The 23,776-nt window shown below is 68.7% G+C and carries 18 protein-coding genes; 10 read left to right on the forward strand and 8 right to left on the reverse strand.

Features of this window, described 5'->3' with window-relative positions:
• Positions 1-461: 461 nt before the first annotated feature.
• Positions 462-1,619 (reverse strand): hypothetical protein, encoded by a 1,158-nt coding sequence (locus AB0I04_RS35285; protein WP_360894606.1) that lies wholly within the window; start codon positions 1,617-1,619, stop codon positions 462-464.
• A gap of 173 nt (positions 1,620-1,792) precedes the next feature.
• Between AB0I04_RS35285 and AB0I04_RS35290 the strand changes: the two genes are divergently transcribed.
• Positions 1,793-2,758 (forward strand): nucleotide disphospho-sugar-binding domain-containing protein, encoded by a 966-nt coding sequence (locus tag AB0I04_RS35290; protein WP_360894609.1) that lies wholly within the window; start codon positions 1,793-1,795, stop codon positions 2,756-2,758.
• 119 nt (positions 2,759-2,877) lie between these two features.
• Here the strand turns inward: AB0I04_RS35290 and AB0I04_RS35295 are convergent, their stop codons facing one another.
• Both AB0I04_RS35295 and AB0I04_RS35300 read right to left on the reverse strand, forming a co-directional pair.
• A complete protein-coding gene (locus tag AB0I04_RS35295; RefSeq protein ID WP_360894612.1) occupies positions 2,878-3,435 on the reverse strand; it encodes an EF-hand domain-containing protein in 558 nt (185 codons plus the stop codon).
• Positions 3,436-3,450: 15 nt separating this feature from the next.
• Entirely contained in the window at positions 3,451-4,854 is a 1,404-nt protein-coding gene (locus AB0I04_RS35300; protein ID WP_360894614.1) for a glutamate decarboxylase, read from the reverse strand.
• Between the two features lie 429 nt (positions 4,855-5,283).
• On the opposite strand from AB0I04_RS35300, the gene AB0I04_RS35305 reads away from it, so the two are divergent.
• Both AB0I04_RS35305 and AB0I04_RS35310 read left to right on the forward strand, forming a co-directional pair.
• The gene (locus AB0I04_RS35305) at positions 5,284-5,622 is read left to right on the forward strand and encodes a hypothetical protein (protein ID WP_360894617.1); all 339 of its coding nucleotides are present in this window, start codon (positions 5,284-5,286) and stop codon (positions 5,620-5,622) included.
• 27 nt (positions 5,623-5,649) lie between these two features.
• Positions 5,650-6,498, forward strand: coding sequence for a hypothetical protein (locus AB0I04_RS35310; RefSeq protein ID WP_360894620.1), 849 nt, complete (start codon positions 5,650-5,652; stop codon positions 6,496-6,498).
• A gap of 100 nt (positions 6,499-6,598) precedes the next feature.
• On the opposite strand, the gene AB0I04_RS35315 is transcribed toward AB0I04_RS35310, so the two are convergent.
• Positions 6,599-7,210: a hypothetical protein gene (locus tag AB0I04_RS35315; RefSeq protein WP_360894623.1), complete on the reverse strand. Its 612-nt coding sequence runs from the start codon at positions 7,208-7,210 to the stop codon at positions 6,599-6,601.
• A 452-nt stretch (positions 7,211-7,662) separates the two neighbouring features.
• Between AB0I04_RS35315 and AB0I04_RS35320 the strand changes: the two genes are divergently transcribed.
• Positions 7,663-9,144: a tetratricopeptide repeat protein gene (locus AB0I04_RS35320; RefSeq protein ID WP_360894626.1), complete on the forward strand. Its 1,482-nt coding sequence runs from the start codon at positions 7,663-7,665 to the stop codon at positions 9,142-9,144.
• A 90-nt stretch (positions 9,145-9,234) separates the two neighbouring features.
• Here AB0I04_RS35320 and AB0I04_RS35325 read toward each other — a convergent pair whose 3' ends face one another.
• Both AB0I04_RS35325 and AB0I04_RS35330 read right to left on the reverse strand, forming a co-directional pair.
• Complete coding sequence (locus tag AB0I04_RS35325; protein WP_360894629.1) at positions 9,235-9,918, reverse strand: response regulator transcription factor; 684 nt, start codon at positions 9,916-9,918, stop codon at positions 9,235-9,237.
• A complete protein-coding gene (locus AB0I04_RS35330; RefSeq protein WP_360894631.1) occupies positions 9,915-11,108 on the reverse strand; it encodes a histidine kinase in 1,194 nt (397 codons plus the stop codon). The genes AB0I04_RS35325 and AB0I04_RS35330 overlap by 4 nt, the downstream gene beginning before the upstream one ends.
• Before the next feature lie 262 nt (positions 11,109-11,370).
• Between AB0I04_RS35330 and AB0I04_RS35335 the strand changes: the two genes are divergently transcribed.
• From AB0I04_RS35335 to AB0I04_RS35360, 6 genes are all read left to right on the forward strand, one after another.
• Positions 11,371-11,907 carry a hypothetical protein gene (locus AB0I04_RS35335; protein WP_360894634.1) on the forward strand — a complete coding sequence of 179 codons (537 nt, stop codon included), beginning with the start codon at positions 11,371-11,373 and terminating at the stop codon, positions 11,905-11,907.
• A 278-nt stretch (positions 11,908-12,185) separates the two neighbouring features.
• Entirely contained in the window at positions 12,186-13,280 is a 1,095-nt protein-coding gene (locus tag AB0I04_RS35340; RefSeq protein WP_360894637.1) for a LacI family DNA-binding transcriptional regulator, read from the forward strand.
• 147 nt (positions 13,281-13,427) lie between these two features.
• A complete protein-coding gene (locus AB0I04_RS35345) occupies positions 13,428-14,921 on the forward strand; it encodes an extracellular solute-binding protein (RefSeq protein ID WP_360894640.1) in 1,494 nt (497 codons plus the stop codon).
• A 77-nt stretch (positions 14,922-14,998) separates the two neighbouring features.
• Positions 14,999-15,937 (forward strand): sugar ABC transporter permease, encoded by a 939-nt coding sequence (locus AB0I04_RS35350; RefSeq protein WP_360894642.1) that lies wholly within the window; start codon positions 14,999-15,001, stop codon positions 15,935-15,937.
• Complete coding sequence (locus AB0I04_RS35355; RefSeq protein ID WP_360894645.1) at positions 15,934-16,863, forward strand: carbohydrate ABC transporter permease; 930 nt, start codon at positions 15,934-15,936, stop codon at positions 16,861-16,863. The genes AB0I04_RS35350 and AB0I04_RS35355 overlap by 4 nt, the downstream gene beginning before the upstream one ends.
• A gap of 53 nt (positions 16,864-16,916) precedes the next feature.
• Positions 16,917-19,040, forward strand: a complete 2,124-nt coding sequence (locus AB0I04_RS35360) for a beta-galactosidase (protein ID WP_360894648.1) — start codon at positions 16,917-16,919, stop codon at positions 19,038-19,040.
• Between the two features lie 522 nt (positions 19,041-19,562).
• Here the strand turns inward: AB0I04_RS35360 and AB0I04_RS35365 are convergent.
• Positions 19,563-21,689 carry a PQQ-binding-like beta-propeller repeat protein gene (locus AB0I04_RS35365; protein WP_360894651.1) on the reverse strand — a complete coding sequence of 709 codons (2,127 nt, stop codon included), beginning with the start codon at positions 21,687-21,689 and terminating at the stop codon, positions 19,563-19,565.
• Complete coding sequence (locus tag AB0I04_RS35370; RefSeq protein ID WP_360894654.1) at positions 21,686-23,767, reverse strand: protein kinase; 2,082 nt, start codon at positions 23,765-23,767, stop codon at positions 21,686-21,688. The genes AB0I04_RS35365 and AB0I04_RS35370 overlap by 4 nt, the downstream gene beginning before the upstream one ends.
• Positions 23,768-23,776: the final 9 nt, after the last annotated feature.

The following is a 23,776-nucleotide window of genomic DNA, read 5'->3' on the forward strand; positions in this document are numbered from 1 at the left end:
ACGTCGCCGAGGCTGCCGCGGACAGGATCTTGTCCCGGCGGGGTGGCGGGGGCTCCGCCGGTCGGGTCAAGTCATGGCACTTCGGCCTACGGAGAGCGAGCCGCAACGGTTCAACGACCTCATGCTGCAAAGCTCGGCTTGCGAACCTGGAACGAGGAGCGCGAGGTGCCCCCGTGCCGGCTGACGCTCTGACAACGTTGTCGCCCGCCTCGCCCGTGCGGCGACCCGGGGCTCAGTTCTGGCAGGGGCCGAGATCAGCGAGACTCGGGCCGGCGCAGACGGGTGTGCCCGCCTACCGGAGAAGCCTTCTGGTCGCCCAAGACCGACGCCGCCATCCGCCGCATCGACCTGCCACCCAGGTGGTCGAGCCTTCGGGTTGGGTGAGTTGGCTTGGCCCGGCCTCGGTCGGGCAGCGGTGTGAGTCCGGCCAGCGATACCCGGGGCGGCCGGGCGGGTAGCGCTTACGGGCTCTTGATTCTGCTCCGTCCCGCCAGCTCCACCGGTTCACCGCCGAGCAGCAGGCCTTGAACGGTCAGGAACTCCGCGCCTGCCATCCCTACCGAGGCGTGCCCGGTCACGCCCTGTTCGAGCAGGGCCCGAGCCACCATCGCGGCTCCTCGATGCCGCGGTGGCCACCAGCCTCGGCCGCGTACCGTCCAGGTGCCCGACCTGCCGAACACGCCCTTTTCCAGGGACCGTAGCCACGCGGGCAGGTCTGTCGGCGCGGTGGGCGTGTACAGCTGTGGGCACAGCAGCAGTGTGATTCTCTCCCGCAGCGAGTGGGCCGGGTGGTCGGCTTCGATGAGCAGTTCCTCCGCCGTGACCTGGAGGGACGGTTCCGCGCCGGGCGTCCTTGTGACGGCGAGGCGGGCGTCGGGTGGCAGGCGGACGTCGCCGGGTATCGGCAGCGGCTCGGCCCATCGAATCGCCCACCCGCGGCCGAGCTCGACCATCAGCGTTTCGTACACGTGAGCGAAGTCGCCGAGCGAACGGAGCGGGAGCGGCGTCGTGTCCCGTGGATGGAACAGGCGGACCAGGTCGTCCACGAGCTGTACGGTCTCCCCGCGGAGGTTGAGCGTCTCGTGTCCCCACCCGGTGACCCACAGCACGTACTCGTCCGAGCGGACATGTCTCTTGATCTCGACCGGCTGGGGGTACCGCGCGCGTACGCTTCCCGGGTCGTAGTCGGGCGGTGCCGTACCGAGCATCCCCGCGAGCGCGACGAGCACCCGGCGAAGATCGCGGCCGTCCCGCAGCGTTGCGGGCAGCGGCCAGTTCGACACGTGCGTGCCGGGCAGGGTCACCTTGATCCAGTCCGTCTTGACGCGGTCGCGCGGGGTCGCCCACAGCCACCACGAATCCGGCGAGTGGACCGTAAAGCCCACCTCCAGCACGTTGTCGTCGGCGAGATCGGACATCAGGGTGTCGATCGTGCGGGGGTAGGTGTAGCTGATCTTCTGGTCGTAGTCGGGGCCGTTCGGCGGTCCGCCAAAGCGCGGTGTCTTCTCTCCGCCGCGCTGCACCGAGAATCCCTCGGGTGATACGGCGAAGCGGTCGAAGATCTCGGCCAGCCAATCCTCAAGGGCTCCGGATCCAGCCCGCCAGCTCAGGTGCTCCACTCGGCATCCCACCTGTCCGCGATCACCGTACATCCTCGCGATCAGAGCAGCCGGCGGCCCCGGTCAGGCCGGCGGCGTTGCGCAGGATCGCGGGGCACTCATGCCGTAGGTTGCGGTCCAGGCGGAAACCACGCGCCCCGGTAGGTGTCAGTCCCTCTGCTGAGGGGCCGTCGTTGCCCGACCTCCTGGCCGAGAACAGCCTCCGCTCCGGACGGGACGTTCTCGGCTTCCGGAACGACGGTTCTGATCTGGTCGCCGAGACTGTGGCCCTGTTCACGACGACCCGTGCCGACATGGCCTTCGACGAACTGTGCGAAATGGCCTCGGAAGAGCGCCCCGACGTCATCGTCGCGGAGATGTGGGACTACGTCGCGCCGCTGGTCGCACGGCGGCTCACCATCCCGTGGGTGACCCTCGTGCACAGCCCGGCCACTCCTGTCGACGCCGCTCTCGAGGGCGGCCTGGCGAGGGCGTTGGAGCAGCGTGAGCTGACGATGCCCGCCCGGTTGGCGACCGTCCAGTTGTGGCCGGAGTGGCTTGAGAGTGAGCAGATCGCCGCTCGCGATGAGGCCGCTATCGAGATTCAGAACGTCCCGTACGACACCTCAGAGGTGGTGGACATTCCTGCCTTCGGTGGTGAGCGCCCGGTCGTGCTGGTGACCCTCGGTACGGTCGTGGACGATCTGGCGCTGCTTAACGCCGCCGTACGCGGTGTGCTCGACGCCGGTGCCGATGCCCTCGTCACGACCGGGTTCACTTCGGGGGCCGAAGTCGTCGAGGGCGATTCGGACCGGGTGCGTGCCATTCCGTTCGCCCCGATGGCGCAGCTGCTCGACCGGGTCCAGGCAGTGGTCGCCGCAGGCGGCTCGGGGACCACACTCGCTGCGCTCTCACGCGGCCTGCCACTGGCCTTTGTGCCACGCATCGCGAACCAGCCGCAAGTGGCGTCCGTCGTCGCCGGCTTCGGAGCCGGTGTCATCTGCGACGACCCGGCCGAGCTCACGGCGGCGGTGCAGACGCTGCTGAACGAGCCGGAGCCACGAGCACGTGCACAGGCCGCGTCCGAACTGCTGGGCCGGCGCTCCGCGCCGGGCGCGGTGTGGTCGGCACTGCAGAACCGGGTCGGTCAGGCCGGGTGACGAGTTGCCGGGGTGGGTGCAGCGCACCCGCCCCGGTCATGCGTTCGGGGTGTTGACGGGTGTACGCCGAATGAGAAGCCCTCAGGTCACAGCCAGTGGTCGGATTCCGTAACACATGATCAAGCGTCGGGCGGTGTGACGAGGATATGACCGGGGATGTCGGTGCGTTCGGATTTGTACCAGTCAACGATCGCCGCGGCCCAATGGTCGACCGGGATTCGGCCATCGCCTGATTCGTCCAGTTCCTCGAACACGGCCGCGCTGTTGGCCTCCGCGAACCCGCTCGCGGTCATGCAGGTGAGGAAGTCGTCCCGTTCGACGTATCCGTCGTCGTCCCGGTCGACCAGCGCGGCCATTGACGTCGCGTAGTCGGTCACGGCCTGTTCCGCGTCGCCGGGGTCGCCTAACCTGGCGAGGTACTCGGTCAGGCTGATCCGGCCATCGCCGTCGGTGTCGAGGGACGCGCACAGGCTCGCCCAGAAGCGGTGATGCCCGTCGAGAACCGCCTGGCCTTTCGCCGACTCGCTCGGCTCGCCCAGTGCACTGAGCACCTTGGTGGCGAGCCGGTCGAAGTCGGTCTCGTCCAGGTAGCCGTTACCGTCGGAGTCGAGTATGCGGAACCGAAGTAGCAGTCGTTCGTGGGCGCCGGAATCAACCTGTGCGGACTCGTGGTTCATAGGAACCCTCCGATCTCAGTGGTAGACGGGGGCACGCCGTCGCGGCGTCGGCACGGCGGGCTTGTCGGCCTTCGCCGTGGGCGCGGGAAACAGCTCGGCCAGTTCGGCGCGCAGCGCGTTCAGCAGTATGTCCGCGGTGTCGCGGCTGAAGCCGTTGCGGATCACCATGCGCATCACGGCTACGTCGTCGAGGGCGTCGGGCAGGTGGTAGGCGGGTATCTGCCACCCGTGTTTGCGCATTCGGTCGTGTATGTCGAATACGGTCGTGGTCGTGTCGGGCCGCATCCGGAACGCCACGACCGGCAGATGGGTTCCGTTGGAGATGACCTCCAGCGCGGGCATCTTCGCGATCTCTTCGGCCAGATAGGACGCCACATCACGGCAGGCTTGTTGTACCGCGCGGTAGCCCTCGAACCCGAGGCGTAGGAAGGTGTAGTACTGCGCCACCACCGGGGCGCCTGATCGGGAGAAGTTGAGCGTGAAGGTGGGCACGCTGCCGCCGAGCAGCTCGCATTCGAAGATCAGCTCTTTTGGCAGCGCCTTCTTGTCGCGCCAGATGATCCACCCGATGCCTGGGTAGACCAGCCCGAATTTGTGGCCCGAGGTGTTGATGGACTGCACCCGAGGCACCCGGAAGTCCCACACCAGGTCGGGCTCGAGGAACGGAGCGATGAAGCCGCCCACCGCGGCGTCGACGTGCAGCGGCACGTCCACTCCCCGTTCGGCCTGGAGCCGATCCAATGCGGATGCCATCTCGGCCACCGGGTCGTAGATTCCCAGCGCGCTGGACCCGAGAATGGCCACCGCGCCGATGGTGTTCTCGTCGCAGAGGCTCGCCACCTCGGACGGGTCGACGGTGAAGCCGGGCTCCCGGATCGGCGCGTAGCGCGGCTCGACATCCCAGTAGCGACAGAATTTCGGCCAACAGGTGTGCACCATGCTGGGCATCACCAGATTGGGTCTGTCCGCCGGCAGGCCCTGGGCTCGACGCCGCGCACGCCAGTTGAACTTCATCGCCAGCCCGGCCAGCATCGTGGCCTCGCTGGAGCCGCCGGTCGAGCACCCGACACCGTTGGTGCCCGGGTCGTTCCAGAGGTCGGCCAGTATGTTCACGCACCGTGTCTCCAGCTCCGCCGTCTGGGCGTACTGGTCGTGGTCTATCAGGTTGCGGTCCAGAGAATCGGCGATCAGTTCCTTGGCCTGGGGTTCCATCCAGGTGGTGCAGAAGGTGGCGAGGTTGAGGCGGGCGTTGGAGTCCAGCATGATCTCGTCCCGGACCAGCGCGGCGGCCGAGTCCGGCGCCATCGGACCGGGCGCCAGCCGGTAGCGGGGTATCCCGCCGGCCGGCACCAGGCCGCTGTACAGCGGCTTGATGGTCAGCTCCACGTGGCGACGTTCGCGATGCACCTGCTTGACCATGTCGATCACGCTCCTGCCGGAGCAGAAGCCATGAAGACGAGGGCTGATCGGCAACAAGACCGGCTCCACAAGGCGCTGGTCCGGGGGTTGGTGTGCATGACGTCTCCCTGGGCGTGTCCGTGGCATGTCCATGGCGCCTGCCTGCCGCCACCAGCATGAGATACACACGGTAGTTGCATGACTACCGAATGGGCCACATTTTGGTATGGGCGCGGCTCGTTCCCGGGAGTGCGGCAGAGCATGCCGCTTGACCTGTACGGATGAGGTTTTCGGCAGGCGCAGGACTGCCCGAGTGTGGCGTGGACCACCACTCGAAGGCTCGATGTCGGCCACGCTCTTACAGACAAGACTGTGTATTAGAGACTACGATGGCCCCTGGAGCACAGGCACAGTCTCAGCGGGAGCTGATGATCACCCGAGGATGACGCGATGAGTGAAGGCGAAAAACTACAGTTTCCGGATCGGTCGGTCTTCCATGGCGCGGCGGGCACCGTGTCAAGCGGCCTCGAACCGCTTTCCGACACTTCGAATCAGCTGGCAGGTCTCGGAATCTCCGAAGCTCTCGTCGGAATGTGGCCCACTGGAATAGAGCTCGCAGCCGCTATCGGAATGGCCCTCGGAGTCGCGGCTGCGGCGCATGAGAATCACACCAAAAGCGTTCAGGGCGCCGCCGACAATATTTCCGAGGCCGGGAAACGGTACCATGCGACCGAGGCCGAGAATCACGCCATGATATCTCACCTGAGGTCAATTATCCCCAACCCGTAAGACGAACGATTCCAAGGAGGTTCGCTCGTGCCAATCGCGGAAGTAGCGGAGGCGCTATTCGCGGCGATCGACTCGGACGCGATCATCGGGTGTGGTAGCGCCATCAAGGAAATATCAAGCCTGTACGGAACCCTGGGCTCCACCATCGATACCGCCCACCAGCAGTTGTTCACGGGTGACACGACGTGGAGCGGGACCGCGGCGAGCAAAGCCAAGAGCACCATGACCGATCTGACGGCGTCCAGCGGCAGTATTCAGAGTGCACTCAGTACCATCGGCGACACTCTCGTCACGTACGGTGCGGCGCTGAAGCCCTTCCAGGGAAAGACGTATCCCACTCCTGTGCCAGGGTCGCGCGATCCCGAGGCGGCTGCGGACCTGGTGATCACCGGCGCCGCGTCTGCCGCTGCGGCCCTTGAGATCGGCGCGGCCGCACTCAAGATGATGCCGATCGCGAAACAAGGGGCGAACCCATCGGCCAAGCACGGCACCTCGGCCAAGTCCGCCACCTCGGAACACAGCAAACACAGCACCACTGCGGGTAATGGCACGCAGCTGGCCGGTTTGCTGAATCCAGCGGATTTCCTTGGTAACAATCCGGCCCTCACCAGCGCGATGCTGCCCGGATCGAGTAACGGCATTCCAGCCCTTAACCCCTACATGGCCGGAGTCATCGGGATCGACGGTGTCTCCGCGGCCGGTGTGATCGGGGCGGCCGAGGAAGCGGGCGTCATCCAGGCGAGCGAAGCGGCGGCCGCGGGGGAGGGCATGCCCTTGATGCCGATGGCCGGGGCGTCCTCCGGTAACCGCTCCGAGCGCAGCCGCACGACCACTCTTACTGAAGACCCCGACTTCTGGACCATGGGATATTCCTGAACGGGCTGCGATCGCGACGAAGGGCGCCCACGATCGGTGTGTGAAGACAGACCTGGACGCCCTTCTGGCCGCACCTTGCTGTCCGGGGTGTGGCGGAGTTCTAGTTGGCGGCCATTGCCCAGATCTGATAGGTGTTGGTGTGATTATTGCAGGTATAGCGGGCCGGTCCGCCGGTGGCAGCCGGCGCGCCGAGATCGAACATCATGTTGTTCCAGTGGCCTTGCTGTCCCCTGTCTAGGCAGAGAATCTTTGGCCCATCGCCATTCTGCTGGTAGTTGGCGAACTGCCAGCTATTGGGCTGGTTGGGCGCAGTATTGCCGACCCAGATCAAGTTCCACTGGTCGTGCCAGTCCCCAGAATCGCAACTACCTGCGTGCGCTGGGTAGTGAATAGGGTCCCACGGCTGGTCATTCCACTGGTGCTCGCGATCAATGCGTAGGCACTTGCCGGTTTTTACGTTTTGGACCTGGACCCGAGCGTAGTAGTGGTCCACATCCGTGTTGTAGGACAGGACGTTCCAACGCTGGTATGCGCGTGCATTGCAGCCCCCGACATACAGGTCCCCGCTATCGTTGCTGTCCAGGCACGTCCCATCGTGCCGGTTGATGAGCCGGACGTTGCGTTGATAGACATTTGCATGAGCCATGCCGGTCATACCGACCGCAGCAGCGGATGCCAAGACCACGGCGGCAACTGCCGATTTGAACCTCATTGAATCTCCTTCTGCATACGTGTCACTCCCGCTTGGAGGAACCCAGCAGCGCCTCCACAGCCCGTGCACGAGATCGAGTGGACGGTTCTGGTCGTCAGGCGAGCCGAAGGGCCAGGGGTGGCCGCCGTCTGGCAATGCATTGCAATGCGGGTTAATGTCGCGATCACACCGCGATCACACGCGCCTGGGGGGCGCTGGAGCGGCCGGGGCAGCTGCGGGGGCGCGCCATGGAGTGGAAGCTGTTGGGACCGCTGTACGTACATGACGGGAGCTGCCGGCCCGGGGCTCGGCTTCAGCAAGCCCACCAGGCCATCCTCGTCGGCGAGCGGCCGGACTCCGTGACGGTCCATGGATTCAACGGCTCTCCGACTGATCGGGTCGCCGCGGCCACGCCACTCATCCCGCGGCAACTCCCGCCGGACCTCACGGATTTCACCGGCCGTACGCGGGAAATGGCAGATCTCCTGAAGCACCTGCGGGCCGGGATCGGCAGCGGCACGCCGGCCGCCGTGGTGTCCGGCCCGCCGGGGGTCGGCAAGAGCGCCCTGGCCGTCCACGCCGCCCATCAACTCGCCGACTGCTTTCCCGACGGCATCCTGTTCGCCAATCTGCAGGGTTGGAGCAGAAGTCCTGCGGCTCCTGGCGAGGTGCTGAGCGGATTCCTGCGCGCACTCGGTGTCTCCGGCCAGGCCATTCCGGCCGCGGTCACCGATCGGGTCGCGATGTACCGGTCGATGCTGACCGGGTGCCGCGTATTAGTGATACTCGACGACGCGCGCGACGCCGCGCAGGCCGCTCCGCTGCTCGCCGCCGGATCGGGATCCGCCACGCTGATCACTACCCGGGGAACGCTGGGTGATCTCCCCGGAATCCATCGGATCGCACTGAGCGCGTTCGCCGAAGGCGAGGCGCTCCAACTGCTCGCCAGGATGGCCGGGCAGTCCCGGATCCAGGACCGGCCCGCCGCGGCCGCCGCGCTGATCGAATCCTGCGCACGCCTGCCGCTGGCGGTACGGATAGCCGGGGTCAGGCTGGCCACCCGGCCCAGCTGGACCATCGAGGATCTGGCCTCACGGCTCGGCCGGCGAGACTCCCGTCTCGACGAACTGGCCGTCGGCGCGTTGAGCGTACGAGCGAGCTTCTCGCTGGCCGGATCACTCGCTGACGCCCTGTACGTTCCGCTCATGGTCGGCGGCTTCTGGGGCGAGATGCGCCTTTGTGGGCAGGCCCTGCATCCGGCCGCGATCCGCGACGACGACCAGGTCACCCGATGGCTCGCGGACTGGCTGTTCGGGATGACAGCCATCTATCAGAGCGATCTGACCGCCGCACGAAGCTCCCTGGAAAAGGCCCTGCGCCATTCCGCCATGCACGGGACGGGGCACGAAGAGGGGCGATCGATGATGGCCCTCGGTGTCGCCTACGGGAGGTCGGGCCGCCACCACGAGGCCATTGACCTCCTTAAAACAGCGGTCACGCGCTTCGCCGCGCTGGAGGATGGTTTCTGGGCGGCATCCGCGCGCATCTTCCTCGGTGAACAACACCTTGCGACCGGCTCCGTCGACGACGCGATCGCCGAGCTCACGAATGCCCAGGCGACCGGCCAGTACATCGAGGACCCGATCACCGAACTCTGGTCGCTCTATCTCCTTGCCGCCGCCCGCAGGCAGAAAGGCGACCATCACGCGGCGATCCAGGACGCCCGCCGAAGCCTTGGACTCGCCTACCGGCAGAAGGCCTGGTATTCGCGAGCGCGAGCCCTTCACCAACTGGGCCTCTGCCTGATGGAGTCAGGAGACCTCGCAGCTGGAAAAGAATGCCTGACCGCCGCGTCCACCGCCTATCAGCAGATGGGCGACGCGGGCAACGCCTGCGCGAGCGCCAACCTCGTTACCGGCGGCTCCGCAGAGCCCGCAGTGCAGCGAGCTCATTGACGTTCTCGGATCGGGCTCACGGCGCTGTGACGGCCGGCGAACCGTCGCCGGAGCGGCGCACCGTGTTCGGTGGGCGGGGTCCTGTGGGGTTCAGGGGGCGGGGTCGGTGTAGCCATGGGTGTAGGCGTAGCGGGTGGCTTGGGCGCGGTCGCGGGAGCCGGTTTTGGCGAAGATGCGGTTCACGTGAGTTTTGACTGTTCCCTCGCTGACGAAGAGGGTTCTGGCGATCTCGCGGTTGGACTGGCCTGCTGCGATGAGACGGAGGACCTCGGCCTCGCGGGGGGTGAGATCTCCCTCGTCGGGGGTCGCGGGTGGGGTTGGGAGGTCGGCTGCGCGGGTTGCGGCTGACAGGAGGCGCTTCTGGACTCCGGGGTCGAGGATCGCCTGACCGGCCGCGGCGGCCAGTACGGCTCGGCCGATTTCGGTCCTCGTCGCGTCCTTGGTCAGGTAGCCGAGGGCTCCGGCCTGGAGGGCGCCGATGATGGACTCATCGTCGGCGTAGGTGGTGAGGACGACGACGCGGGTGCCCGGATGGTCGGCGGTGATGCGGCGCGTCGCGGCCACGCCGTCGCAGCCGGGCATGTTCAGGTCCATGAGCACGACCTGCGGGCTCACCGCCGCGACAAGGTCCACCGCGGCGTCGCCGTCCGCCGCCTGACCCGCCACGACGATGCCGGGCAGCGTACTGAGCAGCGCCGCCAGGCCCTCGCGCACCGCGGACTGGTCGTCGGCGACGATGACGCTGACCGCATCACTGGAATTCTCAGAGCTCATGCCGGAATCCTCAGGCATACCTGCCACTCCTCCTCGACCGGCCCCGCCGCTAGAGTGCCCCCGCCCAGCGCGGCACGTTCCCGCAGCCCGGTGAGCCCGTATCCGGCGCCCGTGGCGGAGAGTGGCCCGGCGTCGGTCTCTGCCGGGAGCGGGTTGACGATCCGGACCACGACCTCCGTCGGAGTGAACTCGAGGGAACATCCGACCGGCTGCCCTGGTGCGTGCTTGCGTGCGTTGGTCAGCGCCTCCTGCATGGTCCGGTAGGCGGCCAGGCCGACCTCCGCGGTGACCGGGCGCGGCGCCCCGGTGACGGTGAAGTCGACGGGCACGTCACCGTCGGCCTGGTACTCCTCGGCCAGCGCCGAAAGCTGGTCCGGCAGGGGCGCGGTGTCGTCGCGCAGCGCCAGAATCGCCCGGCGGGCGTCCGCCAGTCCTTCTCGGGTGAAGACACCGGCGCGGCCGATGCACTCGATCGCCTTGGCGAGCTCGGGAGGTCCGGGGGGCAGAGCGCCCAGCAGCCCCTCGGCCGCCTGCAGGTTCACCGACACCGCCGCGAGCGAGTGGGCGAGTACGTCATGGATCTCCCTGGCGATCCTGGCCCGTTCGGCGAGCGCGGCGGCGTGGGTCTCGGCCTCGTGTGCGCGACGGGCCTCGGCGAGCGTGTGCTCGGCCTGTACGGCCCTGAGCAGGTAGGCATGGCGGGTCAGGCCGAACGCCCACAGGCCGATGAACGTGAGCGGGTAGCCGAGCAGCGTCTCGGTCGGTGCCCGGGTCGCCAGGCCCGCGACGAGGAACGCCGCCACGGTCTCCGCGGTGATGGCCAGCGACGCCTCGGTGCTCAGTGTGACGCCCGCGGCCGAGGTCACCACGCAGCCGACCGCGACGGCCGTACTGAGCGGAGACACCCCGGCGAGTACGCCGCCGGCCGCCCCCAACACGGCCAGCGCCGCGACCGTCAGGCGCTCGCTGCGCCGGGCGAGCACCAACCAGCCGACGTAGCCGACGGCGGTGACGACCAGTGCGACGGCGAGAGCCTTGCCACTGCCGCCTGCTCCCAGACGCGGATGCGCGAGGGGGACCGTGAAGAGCGCCACCACGATGACGAGCGTCCGTACGACATTCAGCACCGGGGGCACGCTCGAGCCGGTGATGGCTGTGGGACCCCCGCGCGCGGTGAAAGAGCGAAGCACGCAATCAACGTATCCGCCCCATTCCCCGTCCGCCTCGGGCATACGGACCTGTCCGGGCGGTAGCGGGCGACACGGGCGTGGACTCCGGGTATACGCGACGGTCTCTACCCGGCCTCCACCCGGTGTCTACCCCCAGGTAGACGCCTCGGCAGGGGGCCGCTACCTAGCGTTGTCCATGTAAGCGCACCACACAGACCGGCCAACCCGCACCACACAGACCGGCCGGCCCGCACCACACCGACCCGCTCACCAAGGAGCTCCCGTGGACGCCAGCGTCTTGATCCCCAACCTCGTCATCCTCTTCATGGTGCTGATCTCCGACCTGGGCCACCGCAAGGTCACCGCGCTGCGGCTGGTCCGCCCGTTCATCGCCGCGGCCGTCATCGTCCCCTTCTTCCTCAAGGGCGCCGCGACCTCCGGCAACGGCCTGGTGCTCGAGGTCGCCCTCGGGGCGGCGGGCCTGGCCCTGGGCGTACTCGCAGCCGCCGCGATGCGCGTCTACCACGACGACCGGACGGGGAAGGTCACCTCTCGGGCCGGCCTGCCGTACGCGCTGATCTGGATCGCGGTCGTCGGCGGCCGCATCTACTTCGCCTACGGAGCCACCCACGTCTTCAGCAGGCAGCTCGTCCAGTGGGGGATGACGAACCACATCACCGTCGGTGCTCTCACCGACGGCCTGATCTTCCTGTCCCTGGCGATGCTGCTGGCCCGCACCGGAACCCTGGCCGCCAAGGCTCGGCGCGTCACTCCGCAGCGGGCGCCCCGGCCGACCATCCCCATGACCGCCCACAAGTGACAAGCAACCCCACCTCCGAACAGAACCGACAACCGCCCCGACGGCCCCCAGGCCGCCGGGGCACCGTCATGTCCAGGCCGTCCCGCTCGGATCGAGCGGGACAGGTCCGTGTGGCGGCATCGGCAGGTTACGGATCTGTTACGAGCCCTTGACGGACGAACGTCCGAATGCATCAATATGACTGCGTAGACATGACTGCGCAGTCACACGGATGACCTCGCTAAACGCTGCCGGGAGAGACCATGACGCGACAGACGAGACGGAGCGAAGGCTCCTCCATGCCGCGCAGTGTGGACGTGGCCCGGCTGGCGGGCGTCTCGCAGAAGACGGTCTCACGGGTCTTCAACGACGAGCCGTACGTCTCCGCCGACGTCCGCCGTCGCGTCCTCGATGCCGCCGAACAGCTCGGCTACCGGCGGAACAACGCGGCCCGAGCGCTGGCCTCGGGCCGGACCCGTTCCATCGGCGTTGTCACGCTCGGGACGGCCCTGTACGGACCCGCCTCGCTGCTCATGGGCATCGAGCGGGCCGCCCGGGACACCGGTTACGCGCTCCGCGTGGTCAACACGATGGAAGGCGACCCTGCGGGCATCGCCGGTGCCGTCGAGTCACTCCTCGAGCAGGGCGTGGACGGCATCGTCATCTCCGAGCCGATCGATGAGGGAGAGATCTCGGTCCCCGTCGACGTACCGGTCCTCTCCTGCGGTGCGCCCCCGGCCTTCTCCGCACCCCGAGTGATGACCACAGGGGCCGATTCCATCCTCCTCGCGCGGGTGGCCACGGAGCATCTGCTGGACCTGGGACACGCGACCGTCCATCACCTCGCCGGCCCGCAGCGGTGGTACTCCGCCAGGGATCGGCTCGAGGGATGGCGAGCGGCGCTGGCGGCCCATGCCGGTGACGAACCGCCCGTCGTCGAGGGCGACTGGTCGGCCGCGTCCGGGTACGCGGCAGGCCGCGAGCTGGCCGTCGACGGCAGCGTGACCGCGGTGTTCGCGGCCAACGACGACATGGCCATCGGCCTGATCCGCGCACTGGCCGACGCCGGGCGCCGCGTGCCGGACGACGTCAGCGTCGTCGGCTTCGATGACGTCCCGGTCGCCCCCTACGTGACCCCTCCCTTGACCACGGTGCGTCAGCCGTTCGACGCCGTAGCGCGGGAAGGACTCAAGCTTCTCGTCCAGGTCATCGAGCAACCGCACCTGGACCCTTCACCGGCGAGCGCCCCACCCGTCGAGCTCGTCGTCCGCGCCTCCACCGCGCCTCCGCCGTCCCGGACGATCCCGGGACGCGGCCGGCGCACCACCTCCCGTTCAGATCGCGACACGCACGGTCCCGCGACGCCGGACGGGCCCCGACCGACCGACCACTGATCAGCATCCATCGGCCCCGAACGACCTCCCGGCCGGCCGCGTGAGCCCGAGCAGATCACCCACCGGTCTCTGCTCCGCCCCGCACCTGCGCCACCGGCAGACCACCACCTACGCAGCCGTGGCGCCCGCCGGCCGGCCCGCGAGGACATGCCTGAACGCGCCGTCCTCGGCAACCACCGGTCATCTCCGTACCTGAACCTCACCCCCGATCCTCATGCCGTCGCCAGGCATGCCGTCCCCGAGCGGGAGTTCACCATGTCCAGATCCTTCGCCGGTCGCTCCCCGATCAGCCGCCGGTCCTTTCTCAGCACGGCGGGCGCGGTGTCACTGGGCGCGGCGCTGACCGCGTGCGGCGGCAGCGGGTCCAGCGGCTCCGGCTCCGCCGCCGAACAGGTCGGCCAGGCCGACATCGACAAGGCGCTGAAAACCCCGACCCAGCTGACGTTCTGGACGTGGGTCCCGGACATCCAGCAGGAGGTCGCGCTCTTCCAGCAGAAATACCCGGCCGTCAAGGTCAACGTCGTGAACGCGGGCCAGGGTACGCCGCACTACACGAAACTGCGCACGGCGCTGCAGGCCGGCTCCGGCGCCCCGGACGTGGCGCAGATCGAGTACCAGTACATCCCGACGTTCACGATCACCGACAGCCTCCTGGACCTGCGGCCGTACGGCGCGTCCGCGCTGCAGAACACGTTCGTCGACTGGACGTGGGGCCAGGTCAGCGGTGCCAAGGGAGAGGTCTGGGCGATTCCGCAGGACACCGGGCCGATGGGAATGCTGTACCGGGAGGACATCTTCCACAAGTACGGGATCCAGGTGCCGACGACCTGGGACGAGTTCGCCGCCGCCGCGCGCAAGCTCCACAAGGCCGACCCGAACGTCTACCTCACCAACCTCGCGGCGAGCCAACCTGCCGCGTGGCACGGCCTGCTGTGGCAGGCGGGTGCCAAGCCCTACGCGACGTCCGGCAAGAGCAACATCGCCCTCAAGGTCGACGACTCGACCTCGCAGAAGCTCGCGTCCTACTGGGGCGGGCTCGTGAAGGAGGGAGTCGTCAGCTCCGACCCGGATTTCACGGACGCGTGGTTCGCGGCACTCGACAAGGGCAAGTACGCCACCTGGCTCACCGCGGCGTGGGGCCCGGTCTTCCTCTCCAACTCGGCCAAGTCCACGGCGGGCAAGTGGCGGGCGGCCCCGCTGCCGCAGTGGGACCCGTCCGCGCCGAAGTCCGGAAACTGGGGCGGCTCGACGACCGCGGTGATCAAGTCGACCAAGAACCGGATCGCGGCGGCGCAGTTCGCGCAGTTCCTCAACACCGACCCCGCCTGCACGAAGCTGTTCACCACCAAGCAGTTCTTCTTCCCGGCGACGAAGGCGCTGCTGACGGATCCCGGCTTCGTCGGCGAGACCCCCGCCTTCTACGGCGGCCAGAAGGTCAACCAGGTGTTCGCCGACGTCAGCAAGACGGTGAACACCTCGTTCGAGTGGCCGCCCTTCCTCGACCAGGCGGTGACGGACTGGACCGAGACCGTCGGGAAGTCCCTCGCCAACAAGACCGACACCGTCGCCGCTCTCGCCCAGTGGCAGACGCGGATCACCGCCTACGCCAAGAACCAGGGCTTCACCGTTCAGGGCTCCTGACGGCCCGCGGGTCCCTCGTCCCGACGAGGGCACGGGACCCGCCGACCGGTCCGTCTCCACCGCAGAAAGGCCCGCTGATGACTGCCATGACCGCGGCCTCCGGCGAGAACCGGCGCCGAGCCGGGACGAAGCGTCGCCGCCTCGGCGGCGTGCGTCCCGACGCGGCAGGGCCGGTGTTCGTCGCTCCGTTCCTGGCGCTCTTTCTCCTGCTGTTCCTCGCTCCGCTCGGCTATGCCGCTTATCTCAGCCTGTTCCAGCACAGGCTCATCGGCGGAACGACATTCGTCGGACTGAAGAATTACGCGACCGCCGTCACCGACCCGCTGTTCATCCGAGGGGTTCTCCGGGTCGCGACATTCTTCGTGATCCAGGTCCCCGTGATGCTGGTGCTGGCCCTGCTCTTCGCGCTCGCCCTCGACAGCGGCCTGATGCGGCTCGCGCGCGTGATCCGGTTGGGCATCTTCGTCCCGTACGCCGTCCCGAGCGTGGTCGCCGCGCTCATGTGGGGCTATCTCTACAATCCGTCCTTCGGCCCGTTCACCCAGCTGAGCAAGGTCCTCCACCTGCCGGTTCCGCATTTCCTCCGCGACAGTTGGATGCTCGGGAGCCTCGCGAACGTCGTGACCTGGGAGTTCGTGGGCTACAACATGATCGTCCTGTACGCCGCCCTGCGGACGATCCCGCAAGAACTGTACGAAGCGGCGGCGGTCGACGGGGCCGGAGCCTGGCGGATCATCTGGTCCATCAAGCTTCCCGCACTGCGGCCGGCGCTCCTTCTGACGCTGCTGTTCTCCGTGATCGGCAGCTTCCAGTTGTTCAACGAGCCCTACCTGCTGCAGCGTCTCGTGCCCGACGTCATCGACAGCGCCTACACCGCGAACCTCTACGCCTACTCCCTCGCCTTCACCGGCCAGCGAATCAACTACGCCGCCACGGTGTCCTTCCTCCTGGGGCTGATCATCGTGATCGTGTCCTACACCGTCCTGCTCACCGCGAACCGCAGGAGGGTCTCATGACCACCGCGACCTCGACGGCCCGGCGCGCGGCGACCGCGGGGCGCGTGCGCACGGCGCGCGACCGGCGCCGATCGGCATATCGGCGCAGCACGCCGTTGACGATCGCCATGCTGGCCGCCCTCGCCTACTTCCTCCTGCCGCTGTTCTGGCTGGTCATCGCCTCGACCAAGAGCACCCAGGATCTGTTCAACACGTTCGGGCTGTGGCTCTCACGCAGCCCGCAACTGTTCACGAACATCCGGGAGACGCTGACTCACGACAACGGCGTCTTCCTGCACTGGCTGCTCAACACCCTCCTGTACGCCGTCGTCAGCGCGCTCGGGGCGGCTCTCCTGGCGACCGCCGCCGGCTACGGGTTCGCCAAGTACCGGTTCCGCGGCCACCGCGCCGCCTTCAACCTGGTGCTCGGCGCCGTCATGGTTCCCACCACCGCCCTGGCGGTCCCGACCTACCTGCTCTTCGCGAAGGTGGGACTGGTCAACACGCCCTGGGCCGTCATCCTGCCCTCCCTCGTCAACCCCTTCGGCCTCTACCTCATGCGCGTCTACATCGAGGACGCCGTCCCGGACAGCCTCATCGAGGCCGCCCGCATCGACGGTGCGAACGAGGCCCGGATCTTCTTCCAGGTCGCACTGAGGCTGCTGGCGCCGGGCCTGGCGACCGTCGTGCTCTTCACGCTGGTCGCGACGTGGAACAACTACTTCCTGCCGCTCATCATGCTCAACAACCCGCGCCTGTACCCCATCACGGTCGGGCTCTCCACCTGGGCCGCCCAGGCCCAGAACGGCGGGGCCGGCACCGGCAGCGCCATCCTCGCGCTCGTCGTGACCGGATCCCTGCTCTCGGTCATCCCGCTCGTCGTGGCCTTCCTCCTGCTGCAGCGGTACTGGCAGAGCGGCCTGGCCGCCGGCGCCATCAAGCAGTGACACGTCCCGGCACCGTCGCCACTCGCCCGCACATCCATCCTTCGGAGGTTCCCTTGGCGGTTCTGCCCGCCCGCGTCCTATTCGGCGCCGCCTACTATCACGAGTACCGGCTCGGTGACCGGCTCGAGACCGACCTCGACCTGATGGCCGAGGCGAAGTTCACCGTCATCCGGGTCGGCGAGTCGGTCTGGTCGACCTGGGAGCCGGAGAACGGACGGTTCGACCTCGACTGGCTCCAGCCCGTGCTCGACGGCGCTCACGAGCGCGGCATCGCGGTCATCCTGGGTACGCCGACGTACGCCGTGCCGCCGTGGCTGGCCCGGCAGTACCCGGAGATCGCGGGCGAGCGGGCCACGGGGCGGCGCATCGGCTGGGGCGCCCGCCAGGAGGCCGACTTCACCCACCCAGCCTTCCGGTTCCACGCCGAACGGGTGATCCGCAAGATCGTCGGCCGGTACGCCGGGCACCCGGCGGTCATCGGGTTCCAGGTGGACAACGAACCGGGTCTGGAACTCTTCCACAACCACGGTGTCTTCCAGCGTTTCGTGGACCACCTGCGCATCACGTACGGAGACGTCGAAACCCTCAACCGGGAATGGGGCCTGGTCTACTGGTCGCACCGCCTGTCGACATGGGCCGACCTGTGGACTCCGGACGGCAACCTCCAGCCGCAGTACGACGTCGCATGGCGGGAGTTCCAGGCGCGCCAGGTGACCGAGTTCATCGGCTGGCAGGCCGACATCGTCCGCGCGTACGCCGGGCCCGGCCAGTTCGTCACCACGTGCATCTCCTACACCCGCCCCGCGGTGGAGGACGACGAGCTGACCGACGGCCTCGATATCGCCTCCGGCAACCCGTACTACGACATGCAGGAGGGCCTGCAGCTGCCCGACCCGACGCCGGACGGCCACGAGCAGAAGTGGAAGACCACCGGCGTCTGGGCCCTCTACCAGACCGCGGACTGGATGTTCTCCTCGCGCCAGGAGCCGTTCCTGGTCACCGAGACCAACGCCCAGTCCATCGGCACCCCCTGGGACAACCGCCCCGCCTACGACGGCCAGTGGCGGCAGGCCGCGTGGGCGCTCGTCGCGCGCGGGGCGCGGATGATCGAGTACTGGCAGTGGCACACCCTTCGCTTCGGCGCGGAGACCTACTGGTGCGGCGTCCTGCCGCACAGCGGCCGGCCCGGACGCACGTACGCGGAGTTGAGGCGCCTGGGGACGGAGTTCGATGCCGCCGGCCCGCTCGTCGCCGGAATCGAGCCGGACGCCGACATCACGATGGTCTACTCGAACCCGAGCAAGTGGCTCATGCAGAAGTACCCGCCGTTGCCGACCGCGGACGGCGAACCGGACGCCGCCGCCTACCACGGCATCTTCGATCCGTTCTACCGCGGCGTGTTCGACGCCGGCCGCCAGGTGCGGATCGTCCATGCCCGGCAGTTGCACGACCCGCGCGGTGAGCGGGAGGGGATGACGCCCGAGGAGGCCGCGCGACGCCATCCCGTCCTCATCGCCCCGGCGCTGTACGTCGTGGACGACGGGACGGTCGACTGGCTCGCCGCCTACGCCCACGCGGGCGGCCACCTCGTGCTCGGCCCACGGACCGCCTACGCCGACCACGAAGCGCGGGCACGGCACGAGCCGGCACCCGGACGTCTCGTCAAGGCTGCGGGCGTCCGGTACGACGAGTTCAGCAACCTCCTCCGCGACATCCCGCTCCGTGCCGTCAGCGCGCTCGAGTTGCCGGAGAACACGACGGCGACGCGCTGGATCGAGGGCCTCACCGTCATCGACGCCGACGTTCTCGTCGAGTACGACCACCCGCATTTCGGCCGCTGGCCTGCGGTCACCACCCGCCGTCACGGCCAGGGCCGCGTCACCTACGTCGGCACCGTGCCCGGACGCGCGCTGGCCCAGGCACTGGCCGCGTGGCTCGCACCGGTCCCGCAGAGCGGATGGCGGCACCTCCCCGCGTCCGTCACCGCGACCACCGGGACCTCCCCGGACGGCCGCCGCGTCCACATCGTCCACAACTGGAACTGGGAACCCGTCCGCGTCAACGCCCCAGTCGACCTGACCGACGTCCTCGACGGCGGCTCCATCCCCGCGGGCACACCGTTGAGCCTCGATGCCTGGGACGTGCGGGTGCTCCAGTCCCGAGGAGCAATCGAATGAGGACCCCGAAGAGACCACGGTCGTCCGCAAAAGGAGGGGCTATGCAGAGAAGAAGGAACGCGCTGGGAATCGTCGTCGCGGCATTTGCGATTGTGGTGGCACCCATGCCCAGATGCGCAGACGTACAGCCCGACGGGCGGGATCCTGTATCAGCTCGGAAATGAGCCGTGCCTGAAAGGGCGAGGCAACTGTGCGATCTACCCGAAATCGGCGCAGCTGCCGAGCGGACGTCTGGTCGCGTCGTTCGAGAAGGCCACCGTCGTGCCAGAGACGGGAAGCGCCGACAGAGAGACTCTCCCGAGCTACAAGAGCGACGACCGTGGAACGACATGGCAGCCGCTGTCAGAGGTCAAGGCTCCGGCGTACCTCTCCCGCGATCCCTGGTACGCGAAGTACACGAGCAACTGGACGAACCCATATCTCTATGTGCTTCCGCAGAACGTCGGGAAGCTGAAAGTGCTGCAGGTGCGTTCGAGAGCGGAGTCAGCAGCGTCTCTAGGCGTCGGCGTCCGCCCAGCGGGCTCAATCGAGATGGAAGGCGAGCAGGGTGGTGCCGTACAACGCGGTGAGCGTCTGGCCACGGGTGTCGAAGACCCACCGGGTGTTCGGGTCGGGCGCGTTCACCGGGTGGTTCCAGATGAGCTTGCCGGTCTCGGCGGCCCAGCCGTACAGCCCGGCTCCGGTCCGACCGGACACGCCCGTGCAGATCAGGCCGCCCGCCGCGATCAGCGAGGCGGTACGGGCCGCCGGCGTGTTGACCGACCAGCGCCGCTTGCCGGTACGGGCGTCCAGCGCCACGAGCTGCGGGTTGTCCAGGATGTAGGCGTGCTCCCCGTTGACCAGGAAGCTGCGCTGCTGGCCACCGGGCGAGGCCGGGGTGTACTTCCAGAGCTGCCGTCCGTCGCGCACGTCCAGGGCGTAGATCGTGGGCCCTCTGGTGTAGGCGATCCCGCCCGCCACGGTGACGTCGAGTGACAGTTCGTCGTCCCGGGTGGGGTCGCCCGCGTCGGGCAGGTCGGTGGTCCAGACCCGCAGCCCGGTATCCGGCGACACGGCCTCCAGCGTGGTGCGCGCCGGGTTGCAGAAGAGCAGGTCGCTCGGGCCGGACGCCACCGCGTCGCGCACGCTCTTTTCGACCCATCGGTCCTGGCCCGTCAGCAGATCGAGCCCGAACATCTTGAAGTCGTAGTTCTCGGCGATCCGGTCGGCGATGAGGGTACGGCCGATGATGCCGCTCACGGAGAGGTACGGGTTTCCCGAGCCCGGCCACTGGCGGAGCCACACTTGCCGCCCGGTGCGGGGGTCGATACCGGTCATCGTGGTCTTCGAGTCGGTGAGCACCACGAGGTCGGTTGACTGAGCCCCGATCAGCAGACCGGTCAGCGTGGGCGGAGGCTGATAGCTCCAGCGGGTCGCGTGCGAATAGGGGTCACAGGCGATCAGCGGGCCGCTGGAACCGCCCAGGGCGTAGATGCCGGTGGGGAGTACGTCGGCTTCTTCGTAGTCGGCGGACCAGAGCTGCCGTCCGGTGGCCGCGTCGAAGCCGCGGCACTTGGACGTCCGGTCGGCGGTGACGATGGCGCGCGCGGTCGCGTACAGGGCGACATCCTCGCCGCTGGTCGTGGCCCGCCACAGGAAGCGCGGCGGCTTCTGTCTCCTGTCGCCGCTGTCCAGCGCCGCCGCGGTGCCACCGCCCATGACCGCCAGGCCCGCCACGGCCGCACCGCCGATCAGCAGCCGGCGCCGGGTGCGGGCCCGGGCGACGGTGCGCAGATCCATCACCAGCGTGTCCTCGCGCTGCTGCAACTCCTCGCCCAGCGCGTCTGGCAGCCAGCCAGGCGCGACCGGCTGCGCGGCCAGCAGCCGCGGCAGCAGATGCGCGGGTGGCCGGTGCTCGGGGTCGGTGCTCAGGCAGGCCGCCACCATCTTCAGCAGGGACTCGGGGACGCCGTCCAGGTCGGGCGGCTCGTGCAGGGTCCGGTGGATGATCGTGCGCACCGCGTCCACGCCGTACGGCGGGCGGCCGGTCGCTGCGTAGGCCAGCACCGCACCGAAGGCGAACACGTCGCCGGCCGGAGCGAGGTGGGTGCCGCGGATCTGCTCGGGGGACATGTAGCCCGGCGAGCCGAGCAGCTCGCCTCTGGCGGTGAGCGCGGGGCCGTCCACGGCCTTGCTGATCCCGAAGTCGATGACCCGTGGCCCGTCCTTGGCCAGCAGGATGTTGCCCGGCTTGAGGTCGCGGTGCAGCAGCCCGGCCTGGTGGATGGCGATCAGCGCCTCCCCCAGCCCCGCACCAAGCGTGCGCAGCACCGGTTCGGGCATCGGCCCGTACCGCTTGACCGTCTCCTGCAGATTGAGCCCGTTGACGTACGCGGTCGCCAGCCAGGGGACCGGCCCGTCCGGATCGGCGTCCACCACCGGGCTGGTGAACGCGCCGCTCACCTTGCGGGCCGCCTCGGCCTCAGCCCGGAACCGGGCGCGGAATCGCGGGTCCCCGGCGAGTTCGGGCCGTACGACCTTGATGGCCACCGCCCGCCCACCTGGGGACGCGCCCAGATAGACCAGGCCCATGCCGCCCTCGCCCAGCCGGCGCAGCAGCCGATAGCGCCCGATGTGGTGCGGATCGGACGGCTCCAGCGCGGCCGTCATCCGCCCGCCCGGAAGCAGTAGGCCCGTCTCTGGTCGGTGGCGAACACCGACGAGCCGGCCACCTTGACCGCCCAGTCCTCGGTGCTGGTCGCGGGCCCCCAATGTGTCCAGAGCAGACGGCCGTCGGTCCGGGCGGTGAAGAAGCCCTGGGGGTAGCCGGAATAGCCGCCGAAGGCCGCGGCGATGAGGCCGTCGGCCACCGCGACATGCCCGGTGCTGGCCAATGGTTCCGGGCCGTACAGCGTCCATTTCGGTTTGCCGGTGGCCTGGTCGTACGCGCGCAGGTCGGTGCCCTTGTATATGACGTCGGTGCCCGAGAGGAAGACCGTGTCATAGGCCAGGTCGACGTTCGGGTCGGTGGGCTGCGACCACAGGGCCTTCCCGCTCGTGGCGTCGACCGCCTGGAGGGCGCCGCCGAAGTTGCCGAAGACCCGGCCGCCGCCGGCCGTGATGTCGAAGGTGTCCCAGTCCCGGCCGCCGAGGTCCTTGGGCCAGGTGTAGGTCCAGCGTTTGCGGCCGGTCGCCGGGTCCAGGGCGACGAGCGCGGGCTTGTCGTTGATATATACGGTTGTCTGGTCGACCGCGCCGGTGGGGTCGACGTCGCCGGCGGAGTAGTGCCACAGGGTCCGGCCGCTGGTCAGATCCACGGCGATGACCGGCCCTCTGGTCAGCTTGGGGCCCATCGTCTTCAGGACGACCGTGTTGCCGATGACGCCGTAAATATCGCCGGGCGTGATCTTATCGGTGTTCGTGTGGAAGGTCGTGGTATGACCGGTCGTCGCATCGATCACATTGAGAAGCTGGTCATGGCCGCCGGTCACGAGGAATCTCGAATCATGGACGCTGTCCCAGGTGCCCAGCGGGATGTCATGGGTCCAGAGCTGCCGTCCCGTCTGTGCGTCCAGCCCCCAGATGCCCTCCGTGCCCCCGAAGAGCACGACATCGCCGGTGACGAGCAGGTATGCCTCGTCGGTGAGCGCGGTCGGCGGGGTGAAGGTCCACGCGGGCGGCGGCGCGGTGGCCAGGGCGGTGCCGCGCGGGGCGGGCCTGGCGGACTTCTCCGGGGTACGGGTCAGCGCCCACGCCGCCGTGCCTCCGCCGACCCCGGCCACCGCCACCGCGCCGATCGCGGTCAGCCCGAGAACGCGCCGCCGCGGAACCCCGACCTGGGGCAGCGGCGGGGGAACGGCGATCGGCCCGGACGCCACCTGATGCGCCTCGGTCTCCTTGGCCGTCACCGCCTCGCGCAGCGCGGGCGACAGCAGCGCCTGCGGATCGGCGGGAGCCAGCTTCGCGAGCACGTCCTCCAGCCGAGGACGCCGCGCCGGTTCTTTGGCCAGGCAGGCCGCGAGCAACGCATGGAGCGACCCGGGCACCCCGTGCAGCTCCGGTTCGCCGTACATCAGCTCGTAGAGAAGGGCCGCCTCGTCCCGTTCGCCGAACGGCTTGCGCCCGGTGGCCGCGTGGACGAGGACGCCGCCCAGCGAGAACACGTCGGCCGCGGGGCCGACGTCCTTGCTGCCCGCGATCTGTTCCGGCGCCATGTAGGCCAGCGTGCCGAGCATTCCGCCGGTGCCGGTGAGCTGGGTGGCGTCCCCGGCCTTGGCCACCCCGAAGTCAATGATCTTCGGTCCGTCCTCGGCCAGCAGGATGTTGCCCGGTTTGAGATCCCGATGAACCAGACCGGCCGCGTGGATGGCCTGCAGCGCCTCGGCCAGGCCCGCGCCCAGTGCCCGTACCGCAGGCTCGGGCAGCGGGCCGATCGCCGTGACCGCTTCGTCCAGCGTGGGCGCCGGGATGTAGGCCGCGGTGAACCACGGTTGCAACGCATCGGCGTCGGCGGCCTGGATCGGCGCGGTGTAGAGGCCGCTGACCCGGCTCGCGGCGGTGATCTCCCGGCGGAACCGCGCGCGAAATTCCGGGTCCGCGGCATACTCGCGTTTGATGAGCTTGAGGGCGGTCAGCCTGGCCCCGGGCGAGCGAGCGAGGAAGACGGTGCCCATTCCGCCCTCGCCCAGCCGGGCGATGAGCTGATACGGACCGACACTCGCGGGGTCTCCTTGTTGCAGGGACCGCACACCGACCTC

The organism is Actinoallomurus sp. NPDC050550 (genome assembly GCF_040655075.1).
GTDB lineage: Bacteria > Actinomycetota > Actinomycetes > Streptosporangiales > Streptosporangiaceae > Actinoallomurus.

What these genes read in the sequence shown, in the direction of transcription:
- AB0I04_RS35300 (WP_360894614.1), bottom strand. Translation starts at nt 4,854, where the DNA reads ATGGTCAAGCAGGTGCATCGCGAACGTCGCCACGTGGAGCTGACCATC.
- AB0I04_RS35320 (WP_360894626.1), top strand. Translation starts at nt 7,663, where the DNA reads ATGGCAGATCTCCTGAAGCACCTGCGGGCCGGGATCGGCAGCGGCACG.
- AB0I04_RS35355 (WP_360894645.1), top strand. Translation starts at nt 15,934, where the DNA reads ATGACCACCGCGACCTCGACGGCCCGGCGCGCGGCGACCGCGGGGCGC.
- AB0I04_RS35295 (WP_360894612.1), bottom strand. Translation starts at nt 3,435, where the DNA reads ATGAACCACGAGTCCGCACAGGTTGATTCCGGCGCCCACGAACGACTG.
- AB0I04_RS35345 (WP_360894640.1), top strand. Translation starts at nt 13,428, where the DNA reads ATGCCTGAACGCGCCGTCCTCGGCAACCACCGGTCATCTCCGTACCTG.
- AB0I04_RS35315 (WP_360894623.1), bottom strand. Translation starts at nt 7,210, where the DNA reads ATGAGGTTCAAATCGGCAGTTGCCGCCGTGGTCTTGGCATCCGCTGCT.
- AB0I04_RS35325 (WP_360894629.1), bottom strand. Translation starts at nt 9,918, where the DNA reads ATGAGCTCTGAGAATTCCAGTGATGCGGTCAGCGTCATCGTCGCCGAC.
- AB0I04_RS35305 (WP_360894617.1), top strand. Translation starts at nt 5,284, where the DNA reads ATGAGTGAAGGCGAAAAACTACAGTTTCCGGATCGGTCGGTCTTCCAT.
- AB0I04_RS35365 (WP_360894651.1), bottom strand. Translation starts at nt 21,689, where the DNA reads ATGACGGCCGCGCTGGAGCCGTCCGATCCGCACCACATCGGGCGCTAT.
- AB0I04_RS35340 (WP_360894637.1), top strand. Translation starts at nt 12,186, where the DNA reads ATGCCGCGCAGTGTGGACGTGGCCCGGCTGGCGGGCGTCTCGCAGAAG.
- AB0I04_RS35350 (WP_360894642.1), top strand. Translation starts at nt 14,999, where the DNA reads ATGACTGCCATGACCGCGGCCTCCGGCGAGAACCGGCGCCGAGCCGGG.